We start from the raw sequence: 25,074 nt of genomic DNA, 5'->3' as shown, positions 1-25,074 counted from the left end.
TGATTAACAAAATGAAAAATAAGAATTTTATATATAAAGGACTTGCCGTTGCATTCCTGACAGGTCTGAGTTTTACCAATATGGGTTGTAGTGATTCCTATCTGGATGATGTACAGAATTCAGGATCTTTTAATACTGATTTGTATTTTCAGAATGAGCAGCAGTCTTTCAGTGCTCTGGTTTCAGTATATGATCTTTTGAGAAAATATTCAGGCGGATTCGAGAATTCAGTTACTTTCTTTAATGCAGGGTCTGATGATTTTTATTCAGGAGGAGGAAACTCTAATGATGGAGCAGGAATTCAGGGGCTAAATAACTATATGATTAACCCGAATACAATGCCAGCCAGTTACTGGAGAGACTATTATCAGGGAATTGCACGTGCTAACCTTTTAATAGAAAGAGTTCCGAGTGCTAATATGGGTGATGATATTAAGAAAAGATATATCGCAGAAGCAAAAGTTCTTCGTTCATTATATTATTTCGAATTGTTAAGAATGTTTGGAAATATTCCTTTAATCCTTAAATCCGTAAAGTTTGATGATAATTATTGGAATATTCCACAGGCTAATCCTAATGATGTTTATACTCAGATAGAAAGCGATATCAATGCTGCTATTCCAGATCTGATGATGGTATCAAGTGGGAATGATAAAGGAAGAATCACACAGGGAACTGCAAGAGCTATTTTAGGTAAAATTTATCTTTATGATAAAAAAATGCCTCAAGCAGCAGCACAGTTCGCTGAGGTAAATGGTACTCCTGGAGGAACCAGCCAGTATGGATATAAACTGGTAGCCAATTATGCAGACTTATTTAAAGTAGGTCCTGAATTATCGGATCCTTATAAGTTTTCAACAGAATCTATCCTTGAAGTAATGCATACCAATAAAGGAAACTCCGATTGGGGATTCTGGGGGCAGGGTAAAGATGAAGGGAACTCTATCAACGTAATGGTAGGGCCTCGTTCTTATTCACTAAAAAATATCCCGAATAATGATGCACCTGATATCTATTCAGGCTGGGCATTTAATACCGTAACAGAGAATTTTGTTACTTTCATGCAGGGAGATCCAAGACTGGATGTAACCGTTTTTAATGCAAAAAAACTCGTAGCAGATGGTAAAATTACTTACAGCCCAGCGTTTGCTGATACAGGATATTTCTTAAATAAATACTTACCTACGAATGCTTTAAAAAGTTCACTTCCTGGACCAGCAGAACTGAATTTCCGTCAGAATTATATTGCAATAAGATTAGCAGATACTTACCTGATGGAGGCAGAAGCTTTAGGAGGTGCAGGAGCAAGAGCTCAGGCTTTATTAGATGCGGTAAGATTAAGAGTTGGATTAGCATCGGTTCCGGTTTCTTTACAGGCCATAAAAGATGAGAGAAGAAGAGAGCTTGCAGGAGAAGGGCACAGATGGTTTGACCTCGTAAGATGGGGAGATGCTCCTTCTAAGCTTGCCTTCAAAGGATTTAAAGCCAATAAAAATGAAATTCTTCCAATTCCGTTCAATGAATTGCCGAATACAGTTTTAAAACAAAATCCTGGTTACTAAAATATGAAGTTTCACAACTTATATAGTTTCTTTAGAGGTGCCGCACTACTTAGTGGTGTGGCCCTTTTTTCTTTGTCGTGTACAGTTGCTTCCAATAAAGGAAATGAAGTGCAGTACTGGCTTACAAAAGGTGATGAAAGTGTAAAGTTACAGAAGCAGACTTCTGTTAAATTTGTAAATACTTCCAACAGTTTTCAGAATATTGAAATTGATGATTCTCAAAAGTTTCAATATGTTGATGGCTTTGGATATACATTAACAGGGGGAAGTGTTGAGGTAATCAACCGATTGTCATCTTCCAAAAGAAAAGCACTGCTTAACGAACTTTTTGGAAATGATAAAAACTCAATTTCCATCAGCTATTTAAGGTTAAGTATAGGAGCTTCCGATCTTGATGGTAAAGTATTTTCATATGATGATCTGCCGGAAGGACAGACTGATCCTTCTCTTTCAAATTTCAGTCTGGAAAAAGATAAAAATCTGATTGCTACGTTAAAAGAGATTTTAGCAATCAATCCTTCTGTTAAAATCATTGCTGCGCCATGGTCACCTCCGGTTTGGATGAAAGACAATGGCCAGTCAAAAGGAGGAAGTTTGAAACCTGAATTCTATGGAACATATGCCCAATATTTTGTAAAATACATCCAGGGCATGAAAAAAGAGGGCATTATCATCGATGCAGTAACCCCTCAGAATGAACCTTTACACCCGGGAAATAATCCGAGTTTGTATATGCCGTCTGAAAAGCAGGGAGATTTTATTAAGAACCATCTCGGACCGGTTTTTAAAGCCAATGGAATTACCACGAAAATTGTTGTCTATGATCACAATTGCAACAAACCTGAATATGCCATTGATATTTTAAAGGACGCCGAGGCGAACAAGTATATAGACGGATCCGCTTTTCATTTGTATGAAGGAGAGATTTCGGCTCTAAGTACTGTGCATAATGCTTTCCCTGATAAAAATCTATACTTTACCGAACAGTGGACCGGATCAAAAGGAACTTTTACCGAAGATCTGAACTGGCACACAAAAAATGTAATTATCGGCTCCATGAGAAACTGGAGTAAAATCGCTTTGGAATGGAATCTTGCTAACGATCCGGAATATGCTCCGCATACACCAGGCGGTTGTACAGAATGTAAAGGAGCAGTTACCGTGTCTGACAGCGAGAATTTCACAAGAAATGTTTCCTATTATATAATTGCCCACGCTTCGAAATTTGTTCCGGCAGGATCACAGCGTATCGCTTCCACACAGACAGATAAACTTTCCACTGCTGCTTTTAAGACTCAATTTGGGAAAATAGTTTTAATTGTGCAGAACGATAACCCTTCAGATGAGAATTTTAATATTAAATTTGCCGGGAAAACCGCTGCTGTAACAATTTCAGGACGTTCTACAGCAACCTATATTTTTTAATTTGATACTATGAAAAGAGCTTATTTCTTACTGGCATTTTCCGCATTGGGAATGAATGCATACGGACAGAAAACAATTGATCAGAAAGTAGCAGAATTGCTGTCTAAAATGACCCTTGAGGAAAAAGTAGGGCAAATGGTACAGTACAGTGGGTTTGAATATGCTACAGGACCTCAGAAATCTAATTCGGCAGCCGTTTTGGAAGAAATTAAAAAAGGTAAAGTGGGTTCTATGCTGAATGTGGCAGGATCAGAAGAAACCAGATCATTTCAGAAACTGGCAATGCAGTCTAGGCTTAAAATTCCTTTGCTGTTTGGGCAGGATGTTATCCACGGATATCGTACCACATTTCCTGTAAATCTGGGGCAGGCGGCAAGCTGGGATATGGGAATGATAGAAAAATCGGAAAGAATTGCTGCAACAGAAGCGGCGGCATATGGGATTCACTGGACGTTTGCTCCAATGGTGGATATTGCCAGAGATCCGAGATGGGGAAGAGTAATGGAAGGTTCCGGAGAAGATACTTACCTGGGAACAAAAATAGGATTGGCAAGGATCAAAGGATTTCAGGGCAGAGGTTTGGGAAGTCTTGATGCCGTGATGGCCTGTGCAAAACATTTTGCAGCATACGGTGCAGCAGTAGGCGGAAGAGATTACAATTCTGTAGATATGAGCCTCAGACAGCTGAATGAAACGTACCTTCCTCCGTTTAAAGCTGCTGCTGAAGCAGGAGTAGCTACTTTTATGAACTCTTTCAATGACATCAACGGAATTCCGGCGACAGCCAACAAATATATTCAAAGAGACCTTTTAAAAGGAAAATGGAACTATAAAGGTTTTGTGGTTTCAGACTGGGGAAGCATCGGGGAAATGATTCCTCACGGTTATGCCAAAGATGCTAATGAAGCGGCTGAAAAAGCAATACAGGGTGGAAGTGATATGGATATGGAAAGCCGTGTCTATATGGCAGAACTTCCAAAACTGGTGAAAGAAGGAAAAGTAGACCCCAAACTGATAGATGATGCAACAGGAAGAATTTTAACCAAAAAATTTGAAATGGGTCTTTTTGATGATCCTTACCGGTTCAGCAATGAAAAGAGACAGAAAGAACAGACCGATAATCAGGAGAACAGAAAATTCGGAAGAGAATTTGGTTCAAAAAGTATTGTTCTTCTTAAAAACCAGGGAAATATTCTTCCCCTTTCAAAAACTACGAAAACAGTTGCTCTGATTGGCCCTTTTGGTAAAGAAACAGTGGCAAATCACGGGTTCTGGTCTATTGCTTTTAAAGATGATAACCAAAGAATCGTTTCACAATTTGACGGAATTAAAAATCAACTGGATAAAAATTCCACTTTACTTTATGCAAAAGGCTGTAATGTCGATGATCAGGACAGAACCCAGTTTGCAGAAGCTGTAGAAACGGCAAAAAAAGCGGATGTAGTGATTATGACATTGGGAGAAGGCCATGCGATGAGCGGAGAAGCAAAAAGCAGAAGTGCTATTGGGTTTACAGGAGTTCAGGAAGATTTGTTGAAAGAAATTGCTAAAACAGGCAAGCCAATCATTCTGATGATTAACGCCGGAAGGCCTTTGATTTTCAACTGGGCAGCAGATCATATTCCGACAATCGTGTACACATGGTGGCTGGGAACTGAAGCCGGAAACTCTATTGCAGACGTTTTATTCGGTGCTGTAAATCCTGGTGGGAAACTTCCGATGAGCTTTCCAAGAACAGAAGGGCAGATTCCTGTGTATTACAATCATTATAATACGGGTAGGCCTGCAAAAAATAATACAGACAGAAACTATGTTTCAGCCTATATAGATCTTGATAATGATCCGAAATATCCGTTTGGATATGGCTTAAGCTATGCAGATTTTAAATATTCTGACATGGTTTTAAGTTCTGCAAGCCTTACAGGAAATCAGACTCTGAATATCAGCGTTACCGTTTCCAATACAGGGAAATATGATGGTGAAGAGGTGGTACAGCTTTATATCAGAGATCTTTTCGGTAAAGTGGTAAGACCTGTAAAGGAACTGAAAGGTTTCCAGAAAGTACTTATTAAAAAAGGAGAAAGTAAGAAGGTAGAGTTTAAGCTGACACCGGAAGACCTGAAGTTTTTTGATGACAATCTGAATTTTGACTGGGAAAGTGGAGAATTCGATATTATGATCGGAACCAATTCTCAAAATGTACAGACCAAAAGAATTAACTGGACAAAGTAAAATTCAATAGAAGCGGGCTAAAGCCCGCTTAATAAAGAAGTCAGAAAATAGCTTTAGCTAAAATCTAATAAAAATGAATTTGAAAGTTAAAAATATCATCACAATAGGTGCAGCAGGGACTTCGTTTTTCTTTGCTTTAAACTGTGCCTCGCACAAATCTGATGCTCACAGAACCCTGATCTGGAATGATGAATTCAATGGGAAAGGTCTTCCGGATTCATTAAAATGGAATTATGATGTAGGTGGAGGCGGTTTTGGAAATGAGGAAGCTCAGTTTTATACCAAAAACAGGCTTGAAAATGCCAGAATGGAAAAAGGAAACCTCATCATTGAAGCTAAAAAAGAAAATTGGGAAACCAATAAGTATACTTCCGCCAGACTTTTAACCAAAGGGAAATTCGCTTTTCAATATGGAACAGTAGAAGTCCGGGCAAAACTTCCCAAAGGTCGCGGAACATGGCCGGCAATCTGGATGATGAGCGAAAATATGAAGAAGTGGCCTGATGATGGTGAACTGGATATCATGGAACATGTTGGGTATAACCAGGGATTTATACATGCATCTGTTCACACTAAAAAGTACAATCATATCCTGGGAACACAGAAAACAGATACTCTGTTTGTAAAAGATGCCAGCGAAAAGTTTCATGTCTATAAAGCAGACTGGACTCCCGAAAAGATTGATGTTTATATAGATGATAAGAAATTTTTCACCTATGAGAATAAAGAAAAAAATAATGAAGCATGGCCTTTTGACAGACCTTACTTTATTATTGTGAACCTTGCAGTAGGTGGGATGTGGGGAGGACAGAAAGGAATTGATGACTCTATTTTTCCACAGAAGTATTATATAGACTACGTAAGGGTCTATCAGAATAAATAATGAAAATGAGGACGATAGGTCCAAAAACAGAAAAAATCATGAGAAAACTAATTGTAAGTTGTTTTGTAGTAGGCGTTGTTATCAACATTAATGCGCAGAATTATTGGAAAAAGAATGCAGGAAAAACAGCTAAGGTGATCCTTACCAACTCGAAAGCGAATGAGAAGATGGCGGATAAAGGAGCCGTTAAATTTGAACAATTTGGTCAGCCTAAAGAAACTGAGGCCTGTATTTTTGTGGCTCCCAATTTTAAATATCAGAAACTGATAGGAATTGGTGGTGCTATTACCGATGCATCAGCAGAAACTTTTTATAAAATGCCAAAGAACAAGCAAAAGGAAATCCTTGACGCTTATTTTGGCAAAAACGGATTGGGTTACACTGTTGTCCGTACCAATATGAATTCTTGCGACTTTTCCAGTGATTCTTACACTTATGTAGAGGATAATGACACTTCCCTGAAGACGTTCAACGTTGCTCATGATGAGAAGTATAAGATTCCGATGATCAAAGAAGCCCAGAAAATGATTGGGAATAATTTCACCTTCTATTTCTCTCCGTGGAGTCCGCCAGCCTGGATGAAATCAAATAAAAGTTTGTATAAAGGCGGAAGATTAGAAAACGAGTATTACCAGACGTGGGCAGATTATTATATCAAATTCATTAAGGAATACGAAAAAAGAGGAATTAATATCTGGGGATTAACTGTTCAAAACGAGCCGATGGCTACCCAAAGCTGGGAATCATGTATTTATACTGCTGAAGAAGAAGGAGAATTCCTGAAAAAGAATCTTGGGCCAACACTTTGGAAAAACGGATATAAAGATAAAAAAGTAATGATCTGGGATCACAACAGAGACCTTATTTATCAAAGAGCAACCACTACGCTAAGTGATCCGGAAACTTCAAAATATGCTCATGGAATCGGCTATCACTGGTATGAAACATGGAATAATAAAACGCAGCTTTTTGACAATTTAGCAGAAACACACAGAGCTTTTCCAGATAAATTCCTGGCCTTCACGGAAGGATGCAAAGAACAGTTCAGTATGGATAAGATCTATGATGTAAGTCTGGGAGAATTGTACAGCAAAAATATGCTGAATGATTTCAATAAAGGAAATGCACTATGGACCGACTGGAACATTCTGTTGGATGAAACCGGAGGACCCAACCACAAAGGAAACTTCTGTTTTGCCCCGATTATTGCAGATACCAAAACCGGAGAGGTTTTCTATACCTATGAATACTATTATATAGGACATGTTTCAAAATATATCAAACCGAATGCCCAGAGAATAGGGAGTTCTTCCAACAGAGCAGCACTGACGTCTTCTGCCTTTATGAACGAAAACGGACAGCTGGTAACCGTGATCATGAACGATTCAGACAATGATATTGAAACAAACCTGTGGATAGAAGGAATGGCAGCCAAACTGAACGCTCCGGCACACTCTATACAGACCGTAATTTTATAATATCATATTAATATTATTTTTGACAGACCCGGCGGCCTCGAAGAGGCCGCCGGGTTTATTTTAAATACTCTATACCACTGTATAAATTCTATCTTTAGACTTGAAAAAATAGGCGTAACTTGTTGTATTATAGTTTGATATGTTGTTTTTTTATGAATTATATGATTTTTTTCAATAATTTTAATCTGTTCCTAAAATAAAAACCATGAAACCAACAACAAATGAAGAATTTTATGCAGGCCTGCACTTACTTCCCAGGCCTCATTACCCTTTTCCGGATTTCACTCATCCTGAGCTGCAAAAACAAAGACAAGAATATTATCAATGGATTGATGAAGAATACGCTTTTCAAAGTAAAGAAGCCCGTGAAAAGCATAAATCGCATCATTTGACAGATATTGCTGCAAGAGGTTGCCCTTTCCTTAAAAATATTGCAGAACTCAGGCCTTTAGCCAACTATACAGCAAATGGGGCAATGATGGACGATTATTTTGATCGTTGCAGCAGAGATGAAATGTACAGAATAATGGCTCAGGTTATTGCATTATTATCCGGTGAAAACTCTGAAGAACCCTCTGAAAATGGTATTTTTCATTTATTCTGGGTCCTCAGGCAGGATGCTCTCAATTGCGGTATTCCTCAAAGTATATACAGAAGATTTATAAAATCAATTCAGGATGTGCTGATAGGTTATTCAGAAGAAAAAACATACTATCGGGCAAATATTGTCCCGCCATTGCCTGTGTATCTGCTTATTCGTGAAGCTACAAGTGGAGTACTGCCATACTGTGATTATGCAGTATTGCAGAAAGAATACAGACAGCTGCCTGATGAAATTTTCGAACATCCGCATATCAGGCGTATTTACTCTCTGTGTTCTTTAATGATTGGTATACACAATGACATCATCTCTTTACCCAAAGAAATTCACAGGGACGGAGATACCATGAATCTGGTAAAAGTTTTGCAGAAGGAGTATACACTCTCATTACATGACGCTTACATGAAAGCTTTGGAAATTCACGATCAATATTTAAAAGAATTTCTGGTATTGCGGGATCATCTTCCTCCGTTCGGGAAATGGCAGAATGAGGTATACAGTTATATACAGGATTTGGGAATTATGATTGCCGGAGTATATGCATGGCATACTAATGATACTTCCAGATATGTGAATGGAGGATATGTGGAAGGGGAGTTCCCGGGCTAGAAATATTGATGACTGTTAAAAAAAGAAAACCCATGAAACAGATTCATGGGTTTTCTTTTATGGTAAACGAAACGTTATCAGTTCGTTATTTTTTCGATGAATTATTATTCAGTATCATATTTACTGATTACTCTCTGAGTAACACCTGAGCTGCTGAAACCACCATCATGGAAAAGGTTCTGCATCGTTACTTTTTTCGTAAGATCAGAGAATAAAGTTACACAATAGTCTGCACATTCAAGAGCAGTGGCGTTTCCTAGTGGAGACATATCTTCTGCATATCCAAGGAATCCTCCGAAACCTTTCACACCACTACCGGCAGTAGTCATTGTAGGAGACTGAGAAACTGTATTTACACGTACTTTTCTTTCACCCCAATAGTTTCCGAAAGTTCTTGCAATGCTTTCAAGATAAGCTTTGTTATCAGACATATCATTATAATCCGGGAATGTTCTCTGAGCAGCAATGTATGTAAGCGCTAAAATACTTCCCCATTCATTCATGCAGTCTTTTTCCCAGGCTACACGCATTACCTTATGGAAAGAAACAGCGGAAATATCCCAGCCTTTTTCCAACCAGTCGTAGTTCATTTCTGTATAATGTTTTCCTTTTCTTACGTTGATAGACATTCCGATAGAGTGAAGGATAAAGTCGATTTTTCCAAATTTTGCAACAGCGGCATCAAAAAGTTTTTCAAGATCTTCTATAGAAGTAGCATCTGCTGCTATTACTTCAGAACCTGTTTTTTCTGCTAATCCATTAAGTTCCCCCATCCTCAAAGCAATAGGAGCATTGGATAAGATAAATTCAGCACCTTCCTCATGGCATCTTTCAGCAACTTTCCATGCGATAGATTGTTCATTAAGGGCTCCAAAAATAATTCCCTTTTTGCCTTTAAGTAAACCGTATGACATAATTTTTTAATGTTTATTATAATACAAATGTAGCAATAATTGTGGTTATGGCATAATAAAAAATGGAGCCTTATCAATTTAAGACTCCATTTTATTGAAAATATTTATATGACTGAAATACTAATTGGTTTTCTTATTCCATTCTGCCTTTACATCCTCTGCTGCATCTTTGGTTTTTTCCCATGCCTCATCTGCTTTATCCTTGATATCCTCCCAGGCATCAGATACATTAGCTTTTACCCTGTCAAGCCAGTCTTCCTGGCTTGCCTCCTGATCATTGTTCCTCTTCTCATTGATATAATCTTTGGCCTTGTCTGCCAATTCATTGATTTTCCATTTGGTTTTATCCGTTGCATTCTGTAAAGAGTTTTCTACATTATTTACTGCATTTTCCGCTTTGTTGTACTCTGAATTGTTCATAATATTATAAATTTGGTTAGGTATCAGTAATTAAACAATAACCATTCCTAAAACAGGACACCTCTGTTAAACTTTTCATAATCTTTTGTTATATTTTTCTAAATCAGCAGTATCTTTAGTTGATAAAATTTGATAATTATGGAAACAGTACGATGCGGATGGTGCGAAAAAGATGACCTCTACAGAAAGTATCACGATGAAGAGTGGGGAAGACCCGTGTATGATGATGAAACAATATTTGAATTCCTGATTCTTGAAAGCTTTCAGGCCGGCCTGAGCTGGTACACTATCTTATCTAAAAGAGAAAACTTCAGAAACGCTTTTGATCATTTTGATTATAAAAAAGTAGCCGCCTATTCAGAGAAGAAAATCGAAGAATTAATGAACAACTCCGGAATTATCAGAAACAGACTTAAAATTCTGGCAGCAGTTACCAATGCTCAGCGATTTATGGAAATTCAGAAAGAATTCGGGAGTTTTTCCAGCTATATCTGGAGCTTTACAGGCGGAAACCCCATAGATAACCGTCCTGAAAAATTGTCTGATGTTCCTGCTACAACGGAAATTTCCGATCTTATTTCCAAAGAACTTAAAAAAAGAGGGTTCAAATTCGTGGGTTCTACGGTAATTTACGCCCATATGCAGGCTACCGGAATGGTAAATGACCACATAAAAGACTGCTTTACGAGGAAGCAATAGTTGGGTTTTATTTGAAATTTGGTGATTTTTTATTTATCCCGGACATTTTTACGTGATGATCAATGAGTTTTTAAATAATAGATTTTAATTGACCTTTCGGGACCGAATTTCCTTTCGGACATTTTGCCAGCTATTTCTTATAATCAGGTACAAAGGAAAAAAAGCTAAAGGGAGTGGAGTTATTCCATTGAAACCTTTCTTTATGGTAACATAGATACAGGCTGCTATTAATATTCCCATAATAATACAAAAGGTAGTATGAGCCGCAGAACGTTTTTTTTCTTCTTTTGTAAGTTGCTCAATAGAAAGTTCGGAAAGCTTACTGACGTCAGACTGTTTGGTGTTTTTCATGTTCAATGGTTAGTTTTTACTTTCGCTAAAGTAATAAAATAATCATAGCCTAGAACAAAAATATATTTTGGGTTCTATTAAATGATTCTAGTTTCTCATGTCACTTACAAGAATAAATATTTTAAGCAAAAATATTGTGCACAAAATAAATAAACTATCTTTGTTTATAAAAAAACGATGATCCCTTTATCAGAACATTTATGTTTTAAAACCTATGCCGTTTCCCGGTATATTGCAGGCTTATATAAGCCTTATCTGGATGAAATTTCATTGACCTATCCTCAATATCTTGTCATGATTGTTTTGTGGGAACATGGTGAAATGAATATCGGAAAGATTGGCGAACACCTTCATCTGGATAATGGAACATTGACTCCACTCCTGAAACGAATGGAAAAAAATGGACTAATCATCCGAACCCGAAGTTCAGAAGATGAAAGAGTAGTACTGATCAACCTTACAGAGAATGGAACAAAGCTCAAAGAAAAAGCAAAACATATTCCTGAAGCTGTTCAGAGCTGTATACATCTGAGTGATGAAGTGAAAACTCAACTGATGGGTTCTTTAGATGAAATATTATCAATTCAATCTGTATCCGAAATATGAAGAAAATAGGAATTATTGGCTATGGCTGGCTGGGAGAGAGAATAGCGTCTTCCTTATCCGGAAAATATACCATATCTGCAACGACAACAACTGAAAATAAAGCAGAAGATCTGAATAACAAAGGAATGAATGCTGTCGTGGCATCTTTTCCGGACTATCAGTTGACAGAACCTGTTCCTCAATGGGAGGAAGTTAAAAATATAGATATTTTGATTATTACTATTCCGGTTTCTGAAAAAAGTTGCTGTGTAAGTTCTTTATATAATAGAATCCAAAATTTATCAGCATTTATCGGTGATTTTACAGGGCAGATGTTTCTGATGAGCTCCACAGGAGTTTACCCGGATCTTCCCAAAGAGTTTACAGAAGAGGATGTTCCTTTTGAGAATGTATCAGGAGAAAGAATGTTGAGAAACAAATATCCTCAGCTTAGTATTCTGAGATTAGGAGGTCTGATGGGAGATAACAGACTTCTGAAAAACTATAACGTGGGTAATCTTGATCATGCAGTGAATCATATTCATTATGCTGATATCAGTGCTATTATCACACAAATGATTGAAAATAAAGCAGAAGCTAAACTTTATAATGTTACGGCTCCGATTCATCCGGCAAAAAGTCAGGTGATTAATGTACAGAAAAATATACCTGATGAGGAAGTTTTTGAAATAAAAGGGAAGAAGGTTTTATCTTCAAAACTGATTTCAGAACTGGATTATGTTTTTCAGTATCCTGATCCAAGGACTTTCCATTTGTAATCATTGTATCGATTCCTATCCGTTTTTACCTACGAAACTTCTTTTGACCCCTTTGTCATTCCGTAGGAATCTCTATTCTGTTTTTAAAAGTTAGTATTTGGATTCCTACGGAATGGCAAGGAAGGATGTGGAGTTCTATTGATTGTGAAGGGATCAAAATTCAATAGGAACGGGCTTTAGCCCGTTTTTAAAATAAACAAATACCATTGGCTTTAGCCAAAACCTATAAAAAAACTCCGGAAATAGCTTCCGGAGTTTTTTTATGTAAAATAAAAGTAATTACTTAATAATTCTTTCCAATACCCAATCAATAAGGTTTTTTTCTGAAGCATGGTGGTCCGCAGAGAACTCACCGCGTCTTCTGTTGGCAATAACGTTATTTACGGTAATGGCTTTGTGTCCTAATAGTTTTGAAAGCGCATAGATTGCAGAAGTTTCCATCTCAAAATTGGTAATTCCAAGATCGTTCAATGTTTCTAAGAATTGATCATCTACTGCTTTCAGACGAAGCTGTCTTCCCTGTGGCGCATAGAATCCTGGGAAGGTTGCCGTATTTCCGTGGTATTTGGCATCTTTGTAGTAGTCACCCATTTCTTCAGCCCAGTCTGAGAAGTAAAGCATCGGCTTAATTTTTTCGTAAGGGAATTTTTCTAAGAAGTTTTTGGAAAACTCATTTTCAAAGCTATAATCCTGATAGAAATGCATCAGTCCGTCTAATCCTACTACATTTTGGGTAACCAGCATATTGTCAACCTGTACATCAGGGTTTACACTTCCACAAGTTCCCATACGGAATAGTTCAAGAGCTTTATGCTCAGTCTTAAATTCTTTATTTTTAAGATCAATATTCACCAAAGCATCCAGTTCGTTCATTACGATATCGATGTTTTCAGTTCCGATACCGGTAGACATTACAGTAATTCTTTCTCCACGAAGCGTTCCTGTATGCGTATAGAATTCTCTTTTATTTTTTTTGATCTCTACAGTATCAAAGTATTTTGAAACTTTTGCCACTCTGTCAGGGTCACCCACAAGGATGATTTTGTCAGCAATATCTTCGGGTAAAAGATTCAGGTGGTATACACTTCCGTCTTCATTCAGAACAAGTTCTGAGGCAGCAAGTTTGTTTAGCATAATATGTATAATTTTGTTTTTTTAATTAATGATAATCGCATCTTTATAAGGAGATGCCATCACTTCATAGATGTCATTATATTCTTCTACAATTCTTTTCTGGCCGTTCATCACTTCGTATACCGTAACAACAGTTTTTTCAATGTTTTTGGGATCTTTTCGCTGTGATGTGATTTCGTAGAAATGGTTATCTTTTGTAAGAATGGAAATCAGTTCTTCCTTTGTAGAATTGTTGGAAGTCATCATTCCCGGGAATTCTGTTACGATATCTTTAAGATCAGAATAATTTTTATAAGGTTTGGTAACACCGTTGGAATACACATACACATTGGGAATGTTTTTATCCTTTTCAAGGCGCACCAGATAATAATCAGAACCTCTTTTCTCTGCGTAGACAGCCATTTCCTGCGGCTTTCCGGACTGTTTTTCAGGCTGCTTTTTTTTCTGTGAAAATGCAGTCAGAGAAAGGAAACTTGCTGCAACAGCAAACCATAGTTTTGTTTTCATAATACTATTTTAGTTTTTTTGATGTGTTGAATTCAATTAAAAAAATCCTCGCCCAATAATCTCCCGCCATTATTTTTACCGGTATTTCGAATAACCGTTTTCTTTAGAATAATGAATTTGATTTCGGGGTTTAAAATTAGTGAAAAATATGATATCAGAAATATAAACATTATTTAATCTGTTATTAAAACTGAGATAACATCAGAGTAATACTTTTGCCGCTAAAAATTCATGAGATCTTATCCACTGCTTGTAATCGTCCTTTTGATAGGATTTGCAGTAATGTCTTTTAATCCTGTTTATAAAGGAAAAGAAAGCGAAAATACATTTGTCAATAAAGGGTTGTCCGACTTCAAAACCAAGCTTGAACAGCTGAAATCAGATGTTGATAAATTCTCAGAAGACCGTATTTCCCTTGAAGAACTGCAGAAATCACTGAGCAGTACCAGAAATTCATTCAAAGAAATAGAATTTTATGTAGCTTATCATTATCCTGAATTTACCAAAACCCATCTGAATGCAGCCCCTTTGTTTCATATTGAAGCTGCAGGAACGTCGGCATATACACTTCCTCCGGAAGGATTACAGGTGTTGGATGAATTGATATTTTCAGAGGAAGCAGGAAATGAAAAAGAAAAGATCAAAACAATTACTACCTTTTTATACAACAGCTATTCCGGATTTTATCTAAGTGCTTTAAAAAATGGTTTAAGCAAGGGCAACAACAAGACATTGCCCTTACGAATTGAGCTGATCAGGATCTATTCTCTCGGAGTGACAGGTTTTGATACTCCGGGTTCTTTAAATATTTCCGGGGAAGCAAGCCATGCTTTTTCAGGAATGCAGAAATACATTAATGATGATCCTTATTTTAAAAATTATAATACTCAGAAAGCTAATCAGACTTTAACGGAAGCCATCAGCTACCTTTCAAAAAATACTGATTTTGAAAATTTTGACAGGATTGAATTTTATAAAAAATACATACAGCCTTTATATGAAGAGCTTGGAAAATGGGACGGAAGACCTGATGATCTTAAAGAATTTTCCGGCTGGAATGTAGGAAACAAGAACTTTTTCAGCAGTGATTTTTTAGATCCGTATTTTTATACCTTATTGAAATCCTCAGAAGATAATCCTGAACTCCGCAATCTTGGAAAATCAATTTTCTATGATCAGAATTTAAGTGGCAGCGAGAAAATGAGCTGTGCCACATGCCATCTTCAGGAAAATGCTTTTACAGACCTTAAAGCAAAATCACAAAGCAATGTGGAAGGAAAAACAGTACTGAGAAATTCCCCGTCTTTATATAATGCTGTTTTTGCCAAGAGGTTTTTCTATGACCTTCGTGCTTTTTATCTGGAACAGCAGGCGGAACACGTAATTTATAATGACCAGGAATTCAATACAAGCTATGAAAGCATTATTCAGAAATTAAAAACAAAACCTGAATATAAAAAGGCTTTCCGTGCAGCTTTCAAAGACGGAAAGATCAGTAAAGAGAACTTTTCTAAGGCATTAAGCTCTTATGTAGCTTCATTGTACTCATTTGACAGCGATTTTGATCGTTTTATGCGAAACGAAAAGAACGTTTCTGATGATGTGAAAAAAGGATTCAACCTCTTTATGGGAAAAGCCAATTGTGCGACATGCCATTTTGCCCCTCATTTTTCAGGATTGGTACCGCCGTTTTTTAATGAAAATGAATCTGAGGTTCTGGGAATTACTACGAAGCCCATTAAACAGCTTCCTGTAGAACTTGATCAGGATTTAGGAAGAGGAAATAGTCCCGTGAAAAAGGAAAAATCATGGATTTATGATTATTCATTCAAAACAGTCACGGTCAGAAATATTGCCCTTACCAAACCTTATTTCCATAACGGAGCTTTCAATACGCTAGAAGAAGTTCTTGACTTTTATAATGAAGGAGGCGGAGAAGGATTAGGATTAAAAATGAAAAACCAAACTCTTGCACCGGATAAATTAAACCTTACTGAAACAGAAATAAAGCAGATCATAGCCTTTCTTAATGCCCTTACAGATGTGAGTAAAGCGAAATAGGCAGGATGCAGGGTACAAGATATGGGATTCGCAACCCGTATCATTTAACAAAAAATTAATCCCATTAACATTAGGTTTTAGATAAGTTAATATTTGCTGATTTATATTTAAAATCCTATTAACAGAAGGAAAGCTCTAAAAAAATAGTTTTGCAGTGTCTAATAAATCAAATAAAAAATGAAGAAAAAACTACTAACAATGGGAGCGTTGGCTATACTGGCAAGTTCAGGTATTCAGGCGCAGACTCTGATATTCAATAAGAATGCGTCTTGGAGCTACAAAGACAACAATCAGGCTCAGCCTGCGGGATGGAATGCTCAGACCTACGATATTTCAACGTGGTCGGTAGGAAACGGACCGTTAGGATACGGAGATCCTGTAACCACAACAATCAATTCTGGGCTTACAACAGCTTATTTTGCTAAAGATTTTACAGTAGATCTTTCAACACTTTCCGATACTATGGAACTGGGAGTAATGAGAGATGACGGTATTATAGTATACCTGAACGGAGAGGAAGTCGTAAGAGACAATATGCCTGCAGGTGCCGTTACATTCAATACTTTTTCCAGTACAACTATTGATGGAGCTGCAGAAAGTGTTTATAATATTTTCTCTATTCCAAAATCAAAATTTGTAAACGGTGTCAACAGGTTTTCTATAGAATTGCACAACAGAAGCACAACCAGTTCAGATTTAAGAATTGATGCTTACCTGAAAACAACAGCCAATACAACGATCCCTGTAACTTGCAACGGAACACACATCAGCTGCTTTACTTCAATTGTACCTACAGCACAGACTGATAAATTAATTATCCCTGCTGAACACAAATACCAGCTTATTTTAAAAGAAGGAGACAGTTATACAGAGGGAGGTGGATTAGTTGGAGGTCAGAATGACTTTACAGCTTATGTTCCAAAAATAGGAAGCAGTACCAATGGATATCTTTCTGTAAACCATGAAACGAATCCTGGAGGAGTTACCATGGCAGAAATCAATTATAATGCGACTTCAAAGCTTTGGCAGTTAACAAAATCAAGAGCGGTAAGTTTCTCAGACCCAAGTTTGGTACAAACCATCAGAAACTGTTCAGGAGGAATTACACCTTGGGGAACAGTGGTGACTGCTGAAGAATCTGTGACTTCCAATGATGTGAACAATGATGGATATAAAGATTATGGTTGGTTGGTAGAGATTGATCCTGCAACAGCTCAGGTAATTTCTAAAAATACCGACGGATCCAAAGGGAAACTTTGGCAGATGGGAATCATGAACCACGAAAATGTAGTGGTGAATAACGCAGGAACAACTGCTTATTATGGGGAAGACGGTGGAACACACATGGTGTATAAATATGTAATGGATACTCCAAACAACCTTTCTTCAGGAAACCTGTATGTTTTAAAATTAGATCAGGGATTATCAACTGCGGGAGATCCTGTAGGAACTACAGCAACATGGATTCAGGTTCCTAATAAAACCAAAGCAGACCAGAATAATACAGCAACACTTGCACAATCATTGGGCGGAACAAAGTTTAATGGAGTAGAAGATGTTGACATCAGCCCGCTGGATGGAAGAATCTATTTTACAGCAAAAGGATTAGACAGAGTATACCGTTTACAGGATAACGGAACAACAGCTTCACAAGTAGAAACATTTGTAGGAGGAGGTTCTTCAGTATATTCTTTCAATACCGCTCAGGGAATGAAATCTGAAGCTTGGGGAGACGGAAATGACAACCTTACTTTTGATGAGCTTGGAAACCTTTGGGTACTTCAGGATGGAGGTAAAAACTATATCTGGGTAATTGCTCCGGATCATACACAGGCCAACCCTAAAGTAAAACTATTTGCTTCTATGCCAGCTGGTTCAGAACCTACAGGATTGACATTTACGCCTGATCATAAATTTGGTTTCTTCTCTATTCAGCACCCGGATTCAACAATCTCTACAGATGTGGATGCTACAGGGAATACAATCAATTATAAAGGAAAATCAGCTACCATCGTCATTGCACTTAAAAACAACTTGGGAACTGAAGGAACTTTAGGGACTATCGACAGCAAAACTGCAGAAAATACAGTAACAGTAGCACCAAACCCAACTTCCGGAATCGTAAAAATCAATTCAGTAAAAGGATTGAAAGATATTTCAGTGACAGCTTACAGCATGGACGGAAAAATCGTTTATACGAAGAAGTTCAACGGTACAAACAAATTATTGGACCTGGATTTCACACAACAGTTGGAAGGATCCCGTATTTTAGTTTTAAATATTGAAGCTGAAGGAGGTTTCCAGAAAACAGTTAAACTTTTAAAGAAATAAATTATTTATAATTCTTGTCTGTCAGTGACTTCTGTTGCTGGCAGACTTTTTTATGTTTATGAAAAAGCTTTTCTTACTTATTTCCATACTATCACTTTCTCAGATCAAAGCACAGATTGATCCGGTGAAATATCCTACTTTTACCAATATTGAAGATGCTTTAAGCAGTAAAAAAGCAGTATACAGTATGAGTTTCAGAGAAAAGGGATTGTTTAATCTTCCCCCTCAGATCGTGAAACTGGATTCATTATTTTTTCTGAATATCATGGCTAATAAGCTTGAAAAAATGGATCAGGAACTCTTTGAATTGAAAGAACTGGAAATTTTAAATGTGAATGAAAACAGCATTAAATATATTCCGGATGAGGTAAGTAAGCTTAAGAAACTGACCACTTTTTCAATGAATCTGAATAGTCTGACAAGCATTAATCCCAATATTGCAAAGCTTCAGAACTTAAAAGTAGTACATTTTGATGCCAACAACCTGAATACCTTCCCCGAAGCACTTATGGAAATTGCAACGTTGGAAGAAATTAACCTTCAGGGAAACCAGATCAGTTTTATTGCAGACAGACTGGATCAGATCAGAGACCTGAAATTTCTGAACCTTTCTGATAATCAGATCAATGATCTTGGAAATTTGTCTTTTCCTAAAAACTTAAAATATCTTGAACTGCAGCAGAATGCCATCAACAAGCTTCCGGAAAACCTTTTCAAAGCTCAGCATCTTGAATTTCTGAATGTAAGTGGAAACAATATTTCGGAAATCTCACCCAAAATAAAAGGACTGAAAAGTGTAGTCAGCATGAATCTGGCCAACAATAATCTGAAAGATATTCCTGTAGAAATCAAACAGCTGAAAAATCTGAAAACTTTGATTCTTACAGGAAATCCTATAGAAAAATCTACAATTGAAAATTTAAAAACCTTACTGCCGGATACGCAGATCTATTTCTAGATCTATCCGCCAACACGTTTGGTTTTATATCCCATTTCTTTAAGGATATTCATGATTTTATCACGGTTGTCCCCTTGAATGATAATCGTTCCATCCTTCTCAGAACCGCCTATACCTAAGGTGGTTTTTATTTTCTTTGAAATTTTTTTCAGGTCTTCCTCACTGCCTTCCCAGCCTTCAACAACGGTGACAGGCTTACCATTTCTTCCTTTTTTCTCAAATTTGCATACCAAAGGCTCTTTCTGCTTGAATTGCTCTTCAGGCATCTCAAAATCCTGCTCTTCATGCTCAGGAAAAAGATTCTTCAATTGATCTCGTAAATCCATACCGCAAAATTAAAAAGATTTACTGATTAATGAACTGAAATAATCAATGAAATTTCAATTTTTCACCCCTGTCAAGGTTTTAAACCTTGACAGGGGTGAGTGTTTACAAATTAATTCGATTTTTATGATATAATTTTAAGTGGAACTGGTTGATGATCAGTTATCAATAAAATTCAAGACCTCAAATTCTTCTATTCATAGGAAATTAGGTAAATTTGTCTAACAAAAGTTTTACAAAATGTCAAAAAAAGCAATACTGGCAATTCTTGACGGATGGGGATTGGGAACAAACCCTGACGTTTCTGCAATAGATAAAGCAAATACACCATTCATAGACAGCTGCTACCAAAGATTTCCACATACTACGCTTGAAGCGAGTGGGCTGGCTGTAGGGCTACCTGCCGGACAGATGGGGAATTCCGAAGTTGGGCACATGAACCTGGGGGCAGGTAGAGTGGTTTACCAGAATCTGGTGAAACTGAACATGGCGGTTGAAAACGGAACACTGGGTCAGGAAAAAGTGATTCAGGATGCATTTGAATACGCAAAAAAAGAAAATAAAAAAGTACACTTCATCGGACTGGTTTCCAATGGAGGAGTACATTCACATATCAATCACTTAAAAGGATTACTGACTGCTGCCAAAGAATTCGGTTTGAATGAAAACGTTTTTGTTCATGCATTTACCGATGGCAGAGACTGTGATCCACATTCCGGATTCGGATTTATTGATGAACTTCAGAAGCATATGGAAGCCACTACCGGAAAACTGGCAACAGTGATAGGAAGATACTATGCGATGGACAGAGATAAGAGATGGGAGCGTGTAAAATTAGCTTATGATGCCCTTGTTGAAGGAGTAGGCGAACCAGCAACTGATGCTTTGGCAGCAATTAAGACTTCCTATGATAATAATGTTACAGATGAATTCCTGAAACCAATCATTTTAATGAATACTACCGCTACAGGAAATGTGGTGCCGGTAGCAAAAATTATTGATAATGATGTTGTGATCTGCTTCAACTTCCGTACAGACAGAGGGAGAGAAATTACAGAAGTTCTTTCTCAGAAGGATTTTCCGGAATATTCTATGAAGAAACTGAACCTTTACTATATCACGTTAACAAACTATGATAAAACATTCCAGAATGTACAGGTTGTTTTTGATGAAAATGTATTAACGGAAACAATGGGGGAAGTTCTTGAAAGAAATGGAAGATCTCAGATCAGAATCGCAGAAACAGAGAAATATCCTCACGTTACTTTCTTCTTTTCAGGAGGAAGAGAAAAAGAATTTGAAGGCGAAAGAAGACTGCTTTGTCCAAGCCCGAAAGATGTTCCTACGTATGACCTGAAGCCGGAAATGTCAGCTTATGATATTACCAATGCTATTGTACCGGAACTGGAACAGGGAACTGCTGACTTTGTCTGTTTAAATTTTGCCAATACAGATATGGTAGGACATACAGGCGTTTTTGAAGCTGCTGTAAAAGCTGCTGAGGTAGTAGATCAGTGCATCGAAAAAGTAGCAACCGCTGCTTATGAAAACGGATATGCTGTTTTTATCCTTGCCGATCACGGAAACTCAGACGTAATGATGAATCCGGACGGAACTCCTAATACACAGCACTCAACCAATCTTGTACCTTTCATCGTAATGGATAAAGATCATACCTGGAATTTAAAACCAGGAAAACTGGGAGATGTAGCCCCTACAATCCTTAACGTAATGGGCGTTGAAATACCGGCTGCAATGACCGGAGATATTTTAGTTGATTAAAATTCAATAATATTGTCAAAAGAATGCCGTTATACTTTGTATGACGGCATTCTTTTATGATTTATGTCAGATAAGGTATGACTTGCATACTTTATTATGCGTTAAATAATAAATAAATCATATCTTTGTAAATTAAAACTGAATAGTAAAATGTATCAAAAGCTTGTTAGGAAAGAAGTAATGGGATTATTGGAAAAGGAAGTAGGTTCTTTTCTTGATAAATTTTTAACGCCAATTGAAAAAATATGGCAGCCTTCCGATTATTTACCAGATCCTTCAAGCGAAGAATTTAAACACGACTTAGAAGAAATTCAGACTTTTGCCCGCGAAATGCCTTATGATCTTTTCGTAACATTGATCGGGGACTGTATCACAGAAGAAGCTCTTCCTTCCTATGAGTCTTGGTTAATGGGAGTTGACGGAATTAATCAGGAAGAAAGATTAGGCTGGTCCAATTGGGTAAGAGCATGGACTGCTGAAGAAAACAGACACGGAGATTTATTAAACAAATATCTTTATCTGTGTGGAAGAGTAAACATGAGAGAGGTTGAAATTACTACTCAATACCTGATTAATGATGGTTTCGATTTGGGAACAAGTATGGACCCATACAGAAACTTCATTTATACAAGTTTCCAGGAGACAGCTACCAATATCTCTCACAGAAGAGTAGGTACATTGGCTAAACAGTCCGGAAACGGGAAATTGGCAAAAATGTGTGGTGTAATTGCTGCAGATGAAGCAAGACACGCTAAAGCATACAAACATTTCGTAGCGAAAATCCTGGAAGTAGACCCTTCAGAAATGATTCTTGCATTTGAAGATATGATGCGTAAAAAGATCGTAATGCCTGCTCACCTGATGAGACAATCCGGACAAAAAGCCGGAGAACTTTGGGGACATTTCTCGGATGCTGCACAAAGATGTATGGTATACACTGGTCAGGATTATATCAATATTATGAAAGACCTTTTAGATGAATGGAAAATTGAGCACGTAAAAGGACTTACAGAAAAAGCAGAAAAAGCTCAGGAATACCTGATGAAGCTTCCTGCAAGGCTTCAGAAGATCACAGACAGAGTTTCTACTCCGGATCTTCAGTTCCAGTTTAGCTGGGTAAAAAGCTAATAGGATTTACATTATTATTTAAAATATAAAAGTAATTGAGTGCCTTTCTTTTGGGCACTCTTTTTATTTCTTATCTTTGCAAAGCTAAAAAAAACAACGAAATGTTAAATAATAAAAAGATTGCTGTTGACTTTGACGGGACTATTGTTGATGACGCTTACCCGGCCATTGGAAAACCGAAAACTTTTGCATTCGAAACTTTAAAAAGACTTCAGGCTGAAGGATACAGACTTATACTTTGGACTTACAGACACGGAAAAACATTAGATGAAGCCGTAGAATTCTGTCAAAAAAACGGAATAGAATTTTACGCTGTGAATTCAAGTTTTGAAGGAGAAGTTTTTGATCATGAAACTCAATCCAGAAAATTAGATGCAGATTGGTTTATTGATGACAGAAACTTAGGAGGATTTCCGGGATGGGGTGAGATCTACAATATTATTCAGGAAAGAATAGAATTCCGTGTAGAAGGGAAGGAAGTTCTTGCCTATTCAAAACTTAAAAAAGAAAAGAAAAAAGGACTTTTCTGGTAGGATAGAAACGAGAAGCCAGATATTAGAAATTAGTTTTTGATATCACATTAAAGCTTCTGTTTTTTATCAGAAAGAGTCTTAGATTGTTATAATATAGAAATACACATCATGCTGTAATCTAGCTTCTAACATCTAATATCTAACATCTATATACAATGATTCAATTAAAAACGATAGACGAATTGCGTCTGATGAAGGAGAGTGCCCGACTGGTTTCTAAAACATTGGGAATGTTGGCAAAAGAAATTAAACCAGGGATTACAACCTTATATTTAGATAAACTGGCTCATGATTTTATTAAAGATCATGGTGCTGAGCCTGCATTTTTAGGATATGGAGGATTCCCGAACTCTCTTTGTATCTCTCCGAATGATCAGGTGGTTCATGGGTTTCCAAACAATGATGTAGTAAAAGAAGGAGATGTTCTTTCCGTAGACTGTGGAGTTATTCTTAACGGTTTCGTAGGAGATCATGCTTATACTTTTGAAATCGGAGAAGTGAAACCTGAGGTTAAAAAATTACTACAGGTTACCAAAGAATCTTTATACAAAGGAATTGAGCAGGTTGTCAGAGGAAAGAGAATAGGAGATATCTCTCATGCAATCCAGGCACATTGTGAAAAAGAAGGATATGGAGTAGTAAGAGAACTTGTAGGACACGGTTTAGGAAGAAAAATGCACGAAGATCCACAGGTTCCAAACTATGGAAGACAAGGAAGCGGAAAGGTAATAAAAGACGGTTTGGCAATTGCTATTGAGCCAATGGTTAATATGGGAACTGAGAAAGTGAAGTTCCATAATGACGGCTGGACGGTAACGACTTTAGATAATATGCCATCTGCTCACTTTGAGCATGATGTGGCAGTAATCAATGGTAAACCGGTATTGCTTTCAACATTTGATTATGTGTATGAAGCTTTAGGGATTGTAAGTGATGAAGAAAAGCAGTTCCAACTGGATTTTTAATGAAAAAGGTAACAAAACTTTTACTGAATAAAATTCCACGCCCTATGCTTATTAAAATGAGTATTTGGGCCAGACCGCTTATTTATCAGTTTTTCAAAGGAGATCAGTTCTATGACCCTATTGATGGAAGATCTTACAGAAAATTCCTTCCGTATGGATATGGAAAACAAAGGGAAAACGCTCTTTCTCCCGGGACTTTAAGCCTGGAGAGACACCGCCAGATGTGGCTGTATCTTCAGAATGAGACTGATTTTTTTATTAAAAATTATAAAGTTCTGCATATTGCCCCCGAACAGGAATTTTTAAGGAAATTCAAAAGAATGAGTAACCTGAATTATATTTCAGCAGACCTTTATTCTCCGATTGTAGATGTGAAAGCAGATATTCTGGATTTACCTTTTGAAGACGAAAGTTTTGATATTATTTTCTGTAACCACGTTCTGGAACATATCGAAGACGATGCCAAAGCAATAAGTGAGCTGTATAGGGTTATGAAGCCCGGTGGATGGGGAATTCTTCAGGTTCCGATGAAAAATTCATTGGAGAAAACGTATGAAGATTTTACCATTAAAGATCCGAAAGAACGCCAGAAGCATTTCGGACAATATGATCACGTCCGCTGGTACGGAATGGATTATTTCGACCGCCTAAAAAAAGCAGGCTTTGAAACAGAACCTAACTTCTATTCACAGAAATTCTCAGAAGAAGAAATTAAAAAATACGGGTTAAGACACAATGAAATCTTGCCTATAGTTTATAAAAAATAAAAAAAGCCTGTCATTTTTTGACAGGCTTTTTTTGTGTAATCAGGAT

General features: G+C 37.1%; 23 protein-coding genes. 17 read left to right on the top strand and 6 right to left on the bottom strand.

Annotated features, from left to right (window positions below; genetic code table 11):
- Positions 1-11 precede the first annotated feature (11 nt).
- From ACPF63_RS11500 to ACPF63_RS11475, 6 genes are all read left to right on the top strand, one after another.
- Positions 12-1,562 (top strand): RagB/SusD family nutrient uptake outer membrane protein, encoded by a 1,551-nt coding sequence (locus tag ACPF63_RS11500; RefSeq protein ID WP_219072569.1) that lies wholly within the window; start codon positions 12-14, stop codon positions 1,560-1,562.
- A gap of 3 nt (positions 1,563-1,565) precedes the next feature.
- Positions 1,566-2,987, top strand: a complete 1,422-nt coding sequence (locus ACPF63_RS11495) for a glycoside hydrolase family 30 protein (protein WP_426483121.1) — start codon at positions 1,566-1,568, stop codon at positions 2,985-2,987.
- Positions 2,988-2,996: 9 nt separating this feature from the next.
- Entirely contained in the window at positions 2,997-5,219 is a 2,223-nt protein-coding gene (locus tag ACPF63_RS11490) for a glycoside hydrolase family 3 N-terminal domain-containing protein (RefSeq protein WP_426483120.1), read from the top strand.
- A 73-nt stretch (positions 5,220-5,292) separates the two neighbouring features.
- Entirely contained in the window at positions 5,293-6,102 is an 810-nt protein-coding gene (locus ACPF63_RS11485; protein ID WP_426483119.1) for a glycoside hydrolase family 16 protein, read from the top strand.
- A gap of 38 nt (positions 6,103-6,140) precedes the next feature.
- The gene (locus ACPF63_RS11480; RefSeq protein ID WP_426483118.1) at positions 6,141-7,580 is read left to right on the top strand and encodes a glycoside hydrolase family 30 protein; all 1,440 of its coding nucleotides are present in this window, start codon (positions 6,141-6,143) and stop codon (positions 7,578-7,580) included.
- Between the two features lie 205 nt (positions 7,581-7,785).
- The gene (locus ACPF63_RS11475; RefSeq protein WP_426483117.1) at positions 7,786-8,790 is read left to right on the top strand and encodes a terpene synthase family protein; all 1,005 of its coding nucleotides are present in this window, start codon (positions 7,786-7,788) and stop codon (positions 8,788-8,790) included.
- A 104-nt stretch (positions 8,791-8,894) separates the two neighbouring features.
- On the opposite strand, the gene ACPF63_RS11470 is transcribed toward ACPF63_RS11475, so the two are convergent.
- Together ACPF63_RS11470 and ACPF63_RS11465 are read right to left on the bottom strand one after the other, a co-directional pair.
- Positions 8,895-9,704: an enoyl-ACP reductase FabI gene (locus ACPF63_RS11470; protein WP_077414448.1), complete on the bottom strand. Its 810-nt coding sequence runs from the start codon at positions 9,702-9,704 to the stop codon at positions 8,895-8,897.
- Between the two features lie 120 nt (positions 9,705-9,824).
- On the bottom strand, positions 9,825-10,124 hold the full coding sequence (locus tag ACPF63_RS11465) for a hypothetical protein (RefSeq protein ID WP_077414446.1): 300 nt from the start codon (positions 10,122-10,124) through the stop codon (positions 9,825-9,827).
- A gap of 138 nt (positions 10,125-10,262) precedes the next feature.
- Between ACPF63_RS11465 and ACPF63_RS11460 the strand changes: the two genes are divergently transcribed.
- Entirely contained in the window at positions 10,263-10,823 is a 561-nt protein-coding gene (locus ACPF63_RS11460) for a DNA-3-methyladenine glycosylase I (protein ID WP_077414444.1), read from the top strand.
- Between the two features lie 84 nt (positions 10,824-10,907).
- Here ACPF63_RS11460 and ACPF63_RS11455 read toward each other — a convergent pair whose 3' ends face one another.
- Positions 10,908-11,174: a hypothetical protein gene (locus ACPF63_RS11455; protein WP_077414442.1), complete on the bottom strand. Its 267-nt coding sequence runs from the start codon at positions 11,172-11,174 to the stop codon at positions 10,908-10,910.
- 177 nt (positions 11,175-11,351) lie between these two features.
- On the opposite strand from ACPF63_RS11455, the gene ACPF63_RS11450 reads away from it, so the two are divergent.
- Together ACPF63_RS11450 and ACPF63_RS11445 are read left to right on the top strand one after the other, a co-directional pair.
- Complete coding sequence (locus tag ACPF63_RS11450) at positions 11,352-11,780, top strand: MarR family winged helix-turn-helix transcriptional regulator (protein ID WP_426483116.1); 429 nt, start codon at positions 11,352-11,354, stop codon at positions 11,778-11,780.
- A complete protein-coding gene (locus ACPF63_RS11445) occupies positions 11,777-12,538 on the top strand; it encodes a hypothetical protein (protein WP_426483115.1) in 762 nt (253 codons plus the stop codon). The genes ACPF63_RS11450 and ACPF63_RS11445 overlap by 4 nt, the downstream gene beginning before the upstream one ends.
- A 279-nt stretch (positions 12,539-12,817) precedes the next feature.
- Here ACPF63_RS11445 and ACPF63_RS11440 read toward each other — a convergent pair whose 3' ends face one another.
- Together ACPF63_RS11440 and ACPF63_RS11435 are read right to left on the bottom strand one after the other, a co-directional pair.
- A complete protein-coding gene (locus tag ACPF63_RS11440) occupies positions 12,818-13,672 on the bottom strand; it encodes a nucleoside phosphorylase (RefSeq protein WP_077414436.1) in 855 nt (284 codons plus the stop codon).
- A gap of 21 nt (positions 13,673-13,693) precedes the next feature.
- Positions 13,694-14,179: a hypothetical protein gene (locus ACPF63_RS11435; RefSeq protein WP_077414434.1), complete on the bottom strand. Its 486-nt coding sequence runs from the start codon at positions 14,177-14,179 to the stop codon at positions 13,694-13,696.
- Between the two features lie 231 nt (positions 14,180-14,410).
- Between ACPF63_RS11435 and ACPF63_RS11430 the strand changes: the two genes are divergently transcribed.
- The 3 genes from ACPF63_RS11430 to ACPF63_RS11420 all read left to right on the top strand — a co-directional run bounded on the left by ACPF63_RS11430 (position 14,411) and on the right by ACPF63_RS11420 (position 19,529).
- Positions 14,411-16,240, top strand: coding sequence for a cytochrome-c peroxidase (locus ACPF63_RS11430; RefSeq protein ID WP_426483114.1), 1,830 nt, complete (start codon positions 14,411-14,413; stop codon positions 16,238-16,240).
- 177 nt (positions 16,241-16,417) lie between these two features.
- Entirely contained in the window at positions 16,418-18,571 is a 2,154-nt protein-coding gene (locus ACPF63_RS11425) for an alkaline phosphatase PhoX (RefSeq protein ID WP_426483113.1), read from the top strand.
- Positions 18,572-18,629: 58 nt separating this feature from the next.
- Complete coding sequence (locus ACPF63_RS11420; protein ID WP_426483112.1) at positions 18,630-19,529, top strand: leucine-rich repeat domain-containing protein; 900 nt, start codon at positions 18,630-18,632, stop codon at positions 19,527-19,529.
- A gap of 2 nt (positions 19,530-19,531) precedes the next feature.
- Here ACPF63_RS11420 and ACPF63_RS11415 read toward each other — a convergent pair whose 3' ends face one another.
- Complete coding sequence (locus ACPF63_RS11415) at positions 19,532-19,855, bottom strand: translation initiation factor (protein WP_047384528.1); 324 nt, start codon at positions 19,853-19,855, stop codon at positions 19,532-19,534.
- 238 nt (positions 19,856-20,093) lie between these two features.
- Between ACPF63_RS11415 and gpmI the strand changes: the two genes are divergently transcribed.
- From gpmI to ACPF63_RS11390, 5 genes are all read left to right on the top strand, one after another.
- Positions 20,094-21,635: a 2,3-bisphosphoglycerate-independent phosphoglycerate mutase gene (gene gpmI / locus ACPF63_RS11410; protein ID WP_426483111.1), complete on the top strand. Its 1,542-nt coding sequence runs from the start codon at positions 20,094-20,096 to the stop codon at positions 21,633-21,635.
- A gap of 150 nt (positions 21,636-21,785) precedes the next feature.
- The gene (locus ACPF63_RS11405; protein ID WP_047384532.1) at positions 21,786-22,763 is read left to right on the top strand and encodes an acyl-ACP desaturase; all 978 of its coding nucleotides are present in this window, start codon (positions 21,786-21,788) and stop codon (positions 22,761-22,763) included.
- Positions 22,764-22,864: 101 nt separating this feature from the next.
- A complete protein-coding gene (locus tag ACPF63_RS11400) occupies positions 22,865-23,296 on the top strand; it encodes a BT0820 family HAD-type phosphatase (protein ID WP_047384534.1) in 432 nt (143 codons plus the stop codon).
- A gap of 155 nt (positions 23,297-23,451) precedes the next feature.
- A complete protein-coding gene (map, locus tag ACPF63_RS11395; RefSeq protein WP_077414424.1) occupies positions 23,452-24,261 on the top strand; it encodes a type I methionyl aminopeptidase in 810 nt (269 codons plus the stop codon).
- Complete coding sequence (locus ACPF63_RS11390) at positions 24,261-25,028, top strand: class I SAM-dependent methyltransferase (protein WP_077414422.1); 768 nt, start codon at positions 24,261-24,263, stop codon at positions 25,026-25,028. The genes map and ACPF63_RS11390 overlap by 1 nt, the downstream gene beginning before the upstream one ends.
- The last annotated feature ends 46 nt before the right edge of the window (positions 25,029-25,074 follow it).

This window comes from Chryseobacterium sp. R2ACT005 (assembly GCF_049949215.1).
Lineage (GTDB): Bacteria > Bacteroidota > Bacteroidia > Flavobacteriales > Weeksellaceae > Chryseobacterium.
This window is presented reverse-complemented; position numbering and strand designations above follow the sequence as displayed.

What these genes read in the sequence shown, in the direction of transcription:
- ACPF63_RS11500 (WP_219072569.1), top strand. Translation starts at nt 12, where the DNA reads ATGAAAAATAAGAATTTTATATATAAAGGACTTGCCGTTGCATTCCTG.
- ACPF63_RS11495 (WP_426483121.1), top strand. Translation starts at nt 1,566, where the DNA reads ATGAAGTTTCACAACTTATATAGTTTCTTTAGAGGTGCCGCACTACTT.
- ACPF63_RS11490 (WP_426483120.1), top strand. Translation starts at nt 2,997, where the DNA reads ATGAAAAGAGCTTATTTCTTACTGGCATTTTCCGCATTGGGAATGAAT.
- ACPF63_RS11485 (WP_426483119.1), top strand. Translation starts at nt 5,293, where the DNA reads ATGAATTTGAAAGTTAAAAATATCATCACAATAGGTGCAGCAGGGACT.
- ACPF63_RS11480 (WP_426483118.1), top strand. Translation starts at nt 6,141, where the DNA reads ATGAGAAAACTAATTGTAAGTTGTTTTGTAGTAGGCGTTGTTATCAAC.
- ACPF63_RS11475 (WP_426483117.1), top strand. Translation starts at nt 7,786, where the DNA reads ATGAAACCAACAACAAATGAAGAATTTTATGCAGGCCTGCACTTACTT.
- ACPF63_RS11470 (WP_077414448.1), bottom strand. Translation starts at nt 9,704, where the DNA reads ATGTCATACGGTTTACTTAAAGGCAAAAAGGGAATTATTTTTGGAGCC.
- ACPF63_RS11465 (WP_077414446.1), bottom strand. Translation starts at nt 10,124, where the DNA reads ATGAACAATTCAGAGTACAACAAAGCGGAAAATGCAGTAAATAATGTA.
- ACPF63_RS11460 (WP_077414444.1), top strand. Translation starts at nt 10,263, where the DNA reads ATGGAAACAGTACGATGCGGATGGTGCGAAAAAGATGACCTCTACAGA.
- ACPF63_RS11455 (WP_077414442.1), bottom strand. Translation starts at nt 11,174, where the DNA reads ATGAAAAACACCAAACAGTCTGACGTCAGTAAGCTTTCCGAACTTTCT.
- ACPF63_RS11450 (WP_426483116.1), top strand. Translation starts at nt 11,352, where the DNA reads ATGATCCCTTTATCAGAACATTTATGTTTTAAAACCTATGCCGTTTCC.
- ACPF63_RS11445 (WP_426483115.1), top strand. Translation starts at nt 11,777, where the DNA reads ATGAAGAAAATAGGAATTATTGGCTATGGCTGGCTGGGAGAGAGAATA.
- ACPF63_RS11440 (WP_077414436.1), bottom strand. Translation starts at nt 13,672, where the DNA reads ATGCTAAACAAACTTGCTGCCTCAGAACTTGTTCTGAATGAAGACGGA.
- ACPF63_RS11435 (WP_077414434.1), bottom strand. Translation starts at nt 14,179, where the DNA reads ATGAAAACAAAACTATGGTTTGCTGTTGCAGCAAGTTTCCTTTCTCTG.
- ACPF63_RS11430 (WP_426483114.1), top strand. Translation starts at nt 14,411, where the DNA reads ATGAGATCTTATCCACTGCTTGTAATCGTCCTTTTGATAGGATTTGCA.
- ACPF63_RS11425 (WP_426483113.1), top strand. Translation starts at nt 16,418, where the DNA reads ATGAAGAAAAAACTACTAACAATGGGAGCGTTGGCTATACTGGCAAGT.
- ACPF63_RS11420 (WP_426483112.1), top strand. Translation starts at nt 18,630, where the DNA reads ATGAAAAAGCTTTTCTTACTTATTTCCATACTATCACTTTCTCAGATC.
- ACPF63_RS11415 (WP_047384528.1), bottom strand. Translation starts at nt 19,855, where the DNA reads ATGGATTTACGAGATCAATTGAAGAATCTTTTTCCTGAGCATGAAGAG.
- gpmI (WP_426483111.1), top strand. Translation starts at nt 20,094, where the DNA reads ATGTCAAAAAAAGCAATACTGGCAATTCTTGACGGATGGGGATTGGGA.
- ACPF63_RS11405 (WP_047384532.1), top strand. Translation starts at nt 21,786, where the DNA reads ATGTATCAAAAGCTTGTTAGGAAAGAAGTAATGGGATTATTGGAAAAG.
- ACPF63_RS11400 (WP_047384534.1), top strand. Translation starts at nt 22,865, where the DNA reads ATGTTAAATAATAAAAAGATTGCTGTTGACTTTGACGGGACTATTGTT.
- map (WP_077414424.1), top strand. Translation starts at nt 23,452, where the DNA reads ATGATTCAATTAAAAACGATAGACGAATTGCGTCTGATGAAGGAGAGT.
- ACPF63_RS11390 (WP_077414422.1), top strand. Translation starts at nt 24,261, where the DNA reads ATGAAAAAGGTAACAAAACTTTTACTGAATAAAATTCCACGCCCTATG.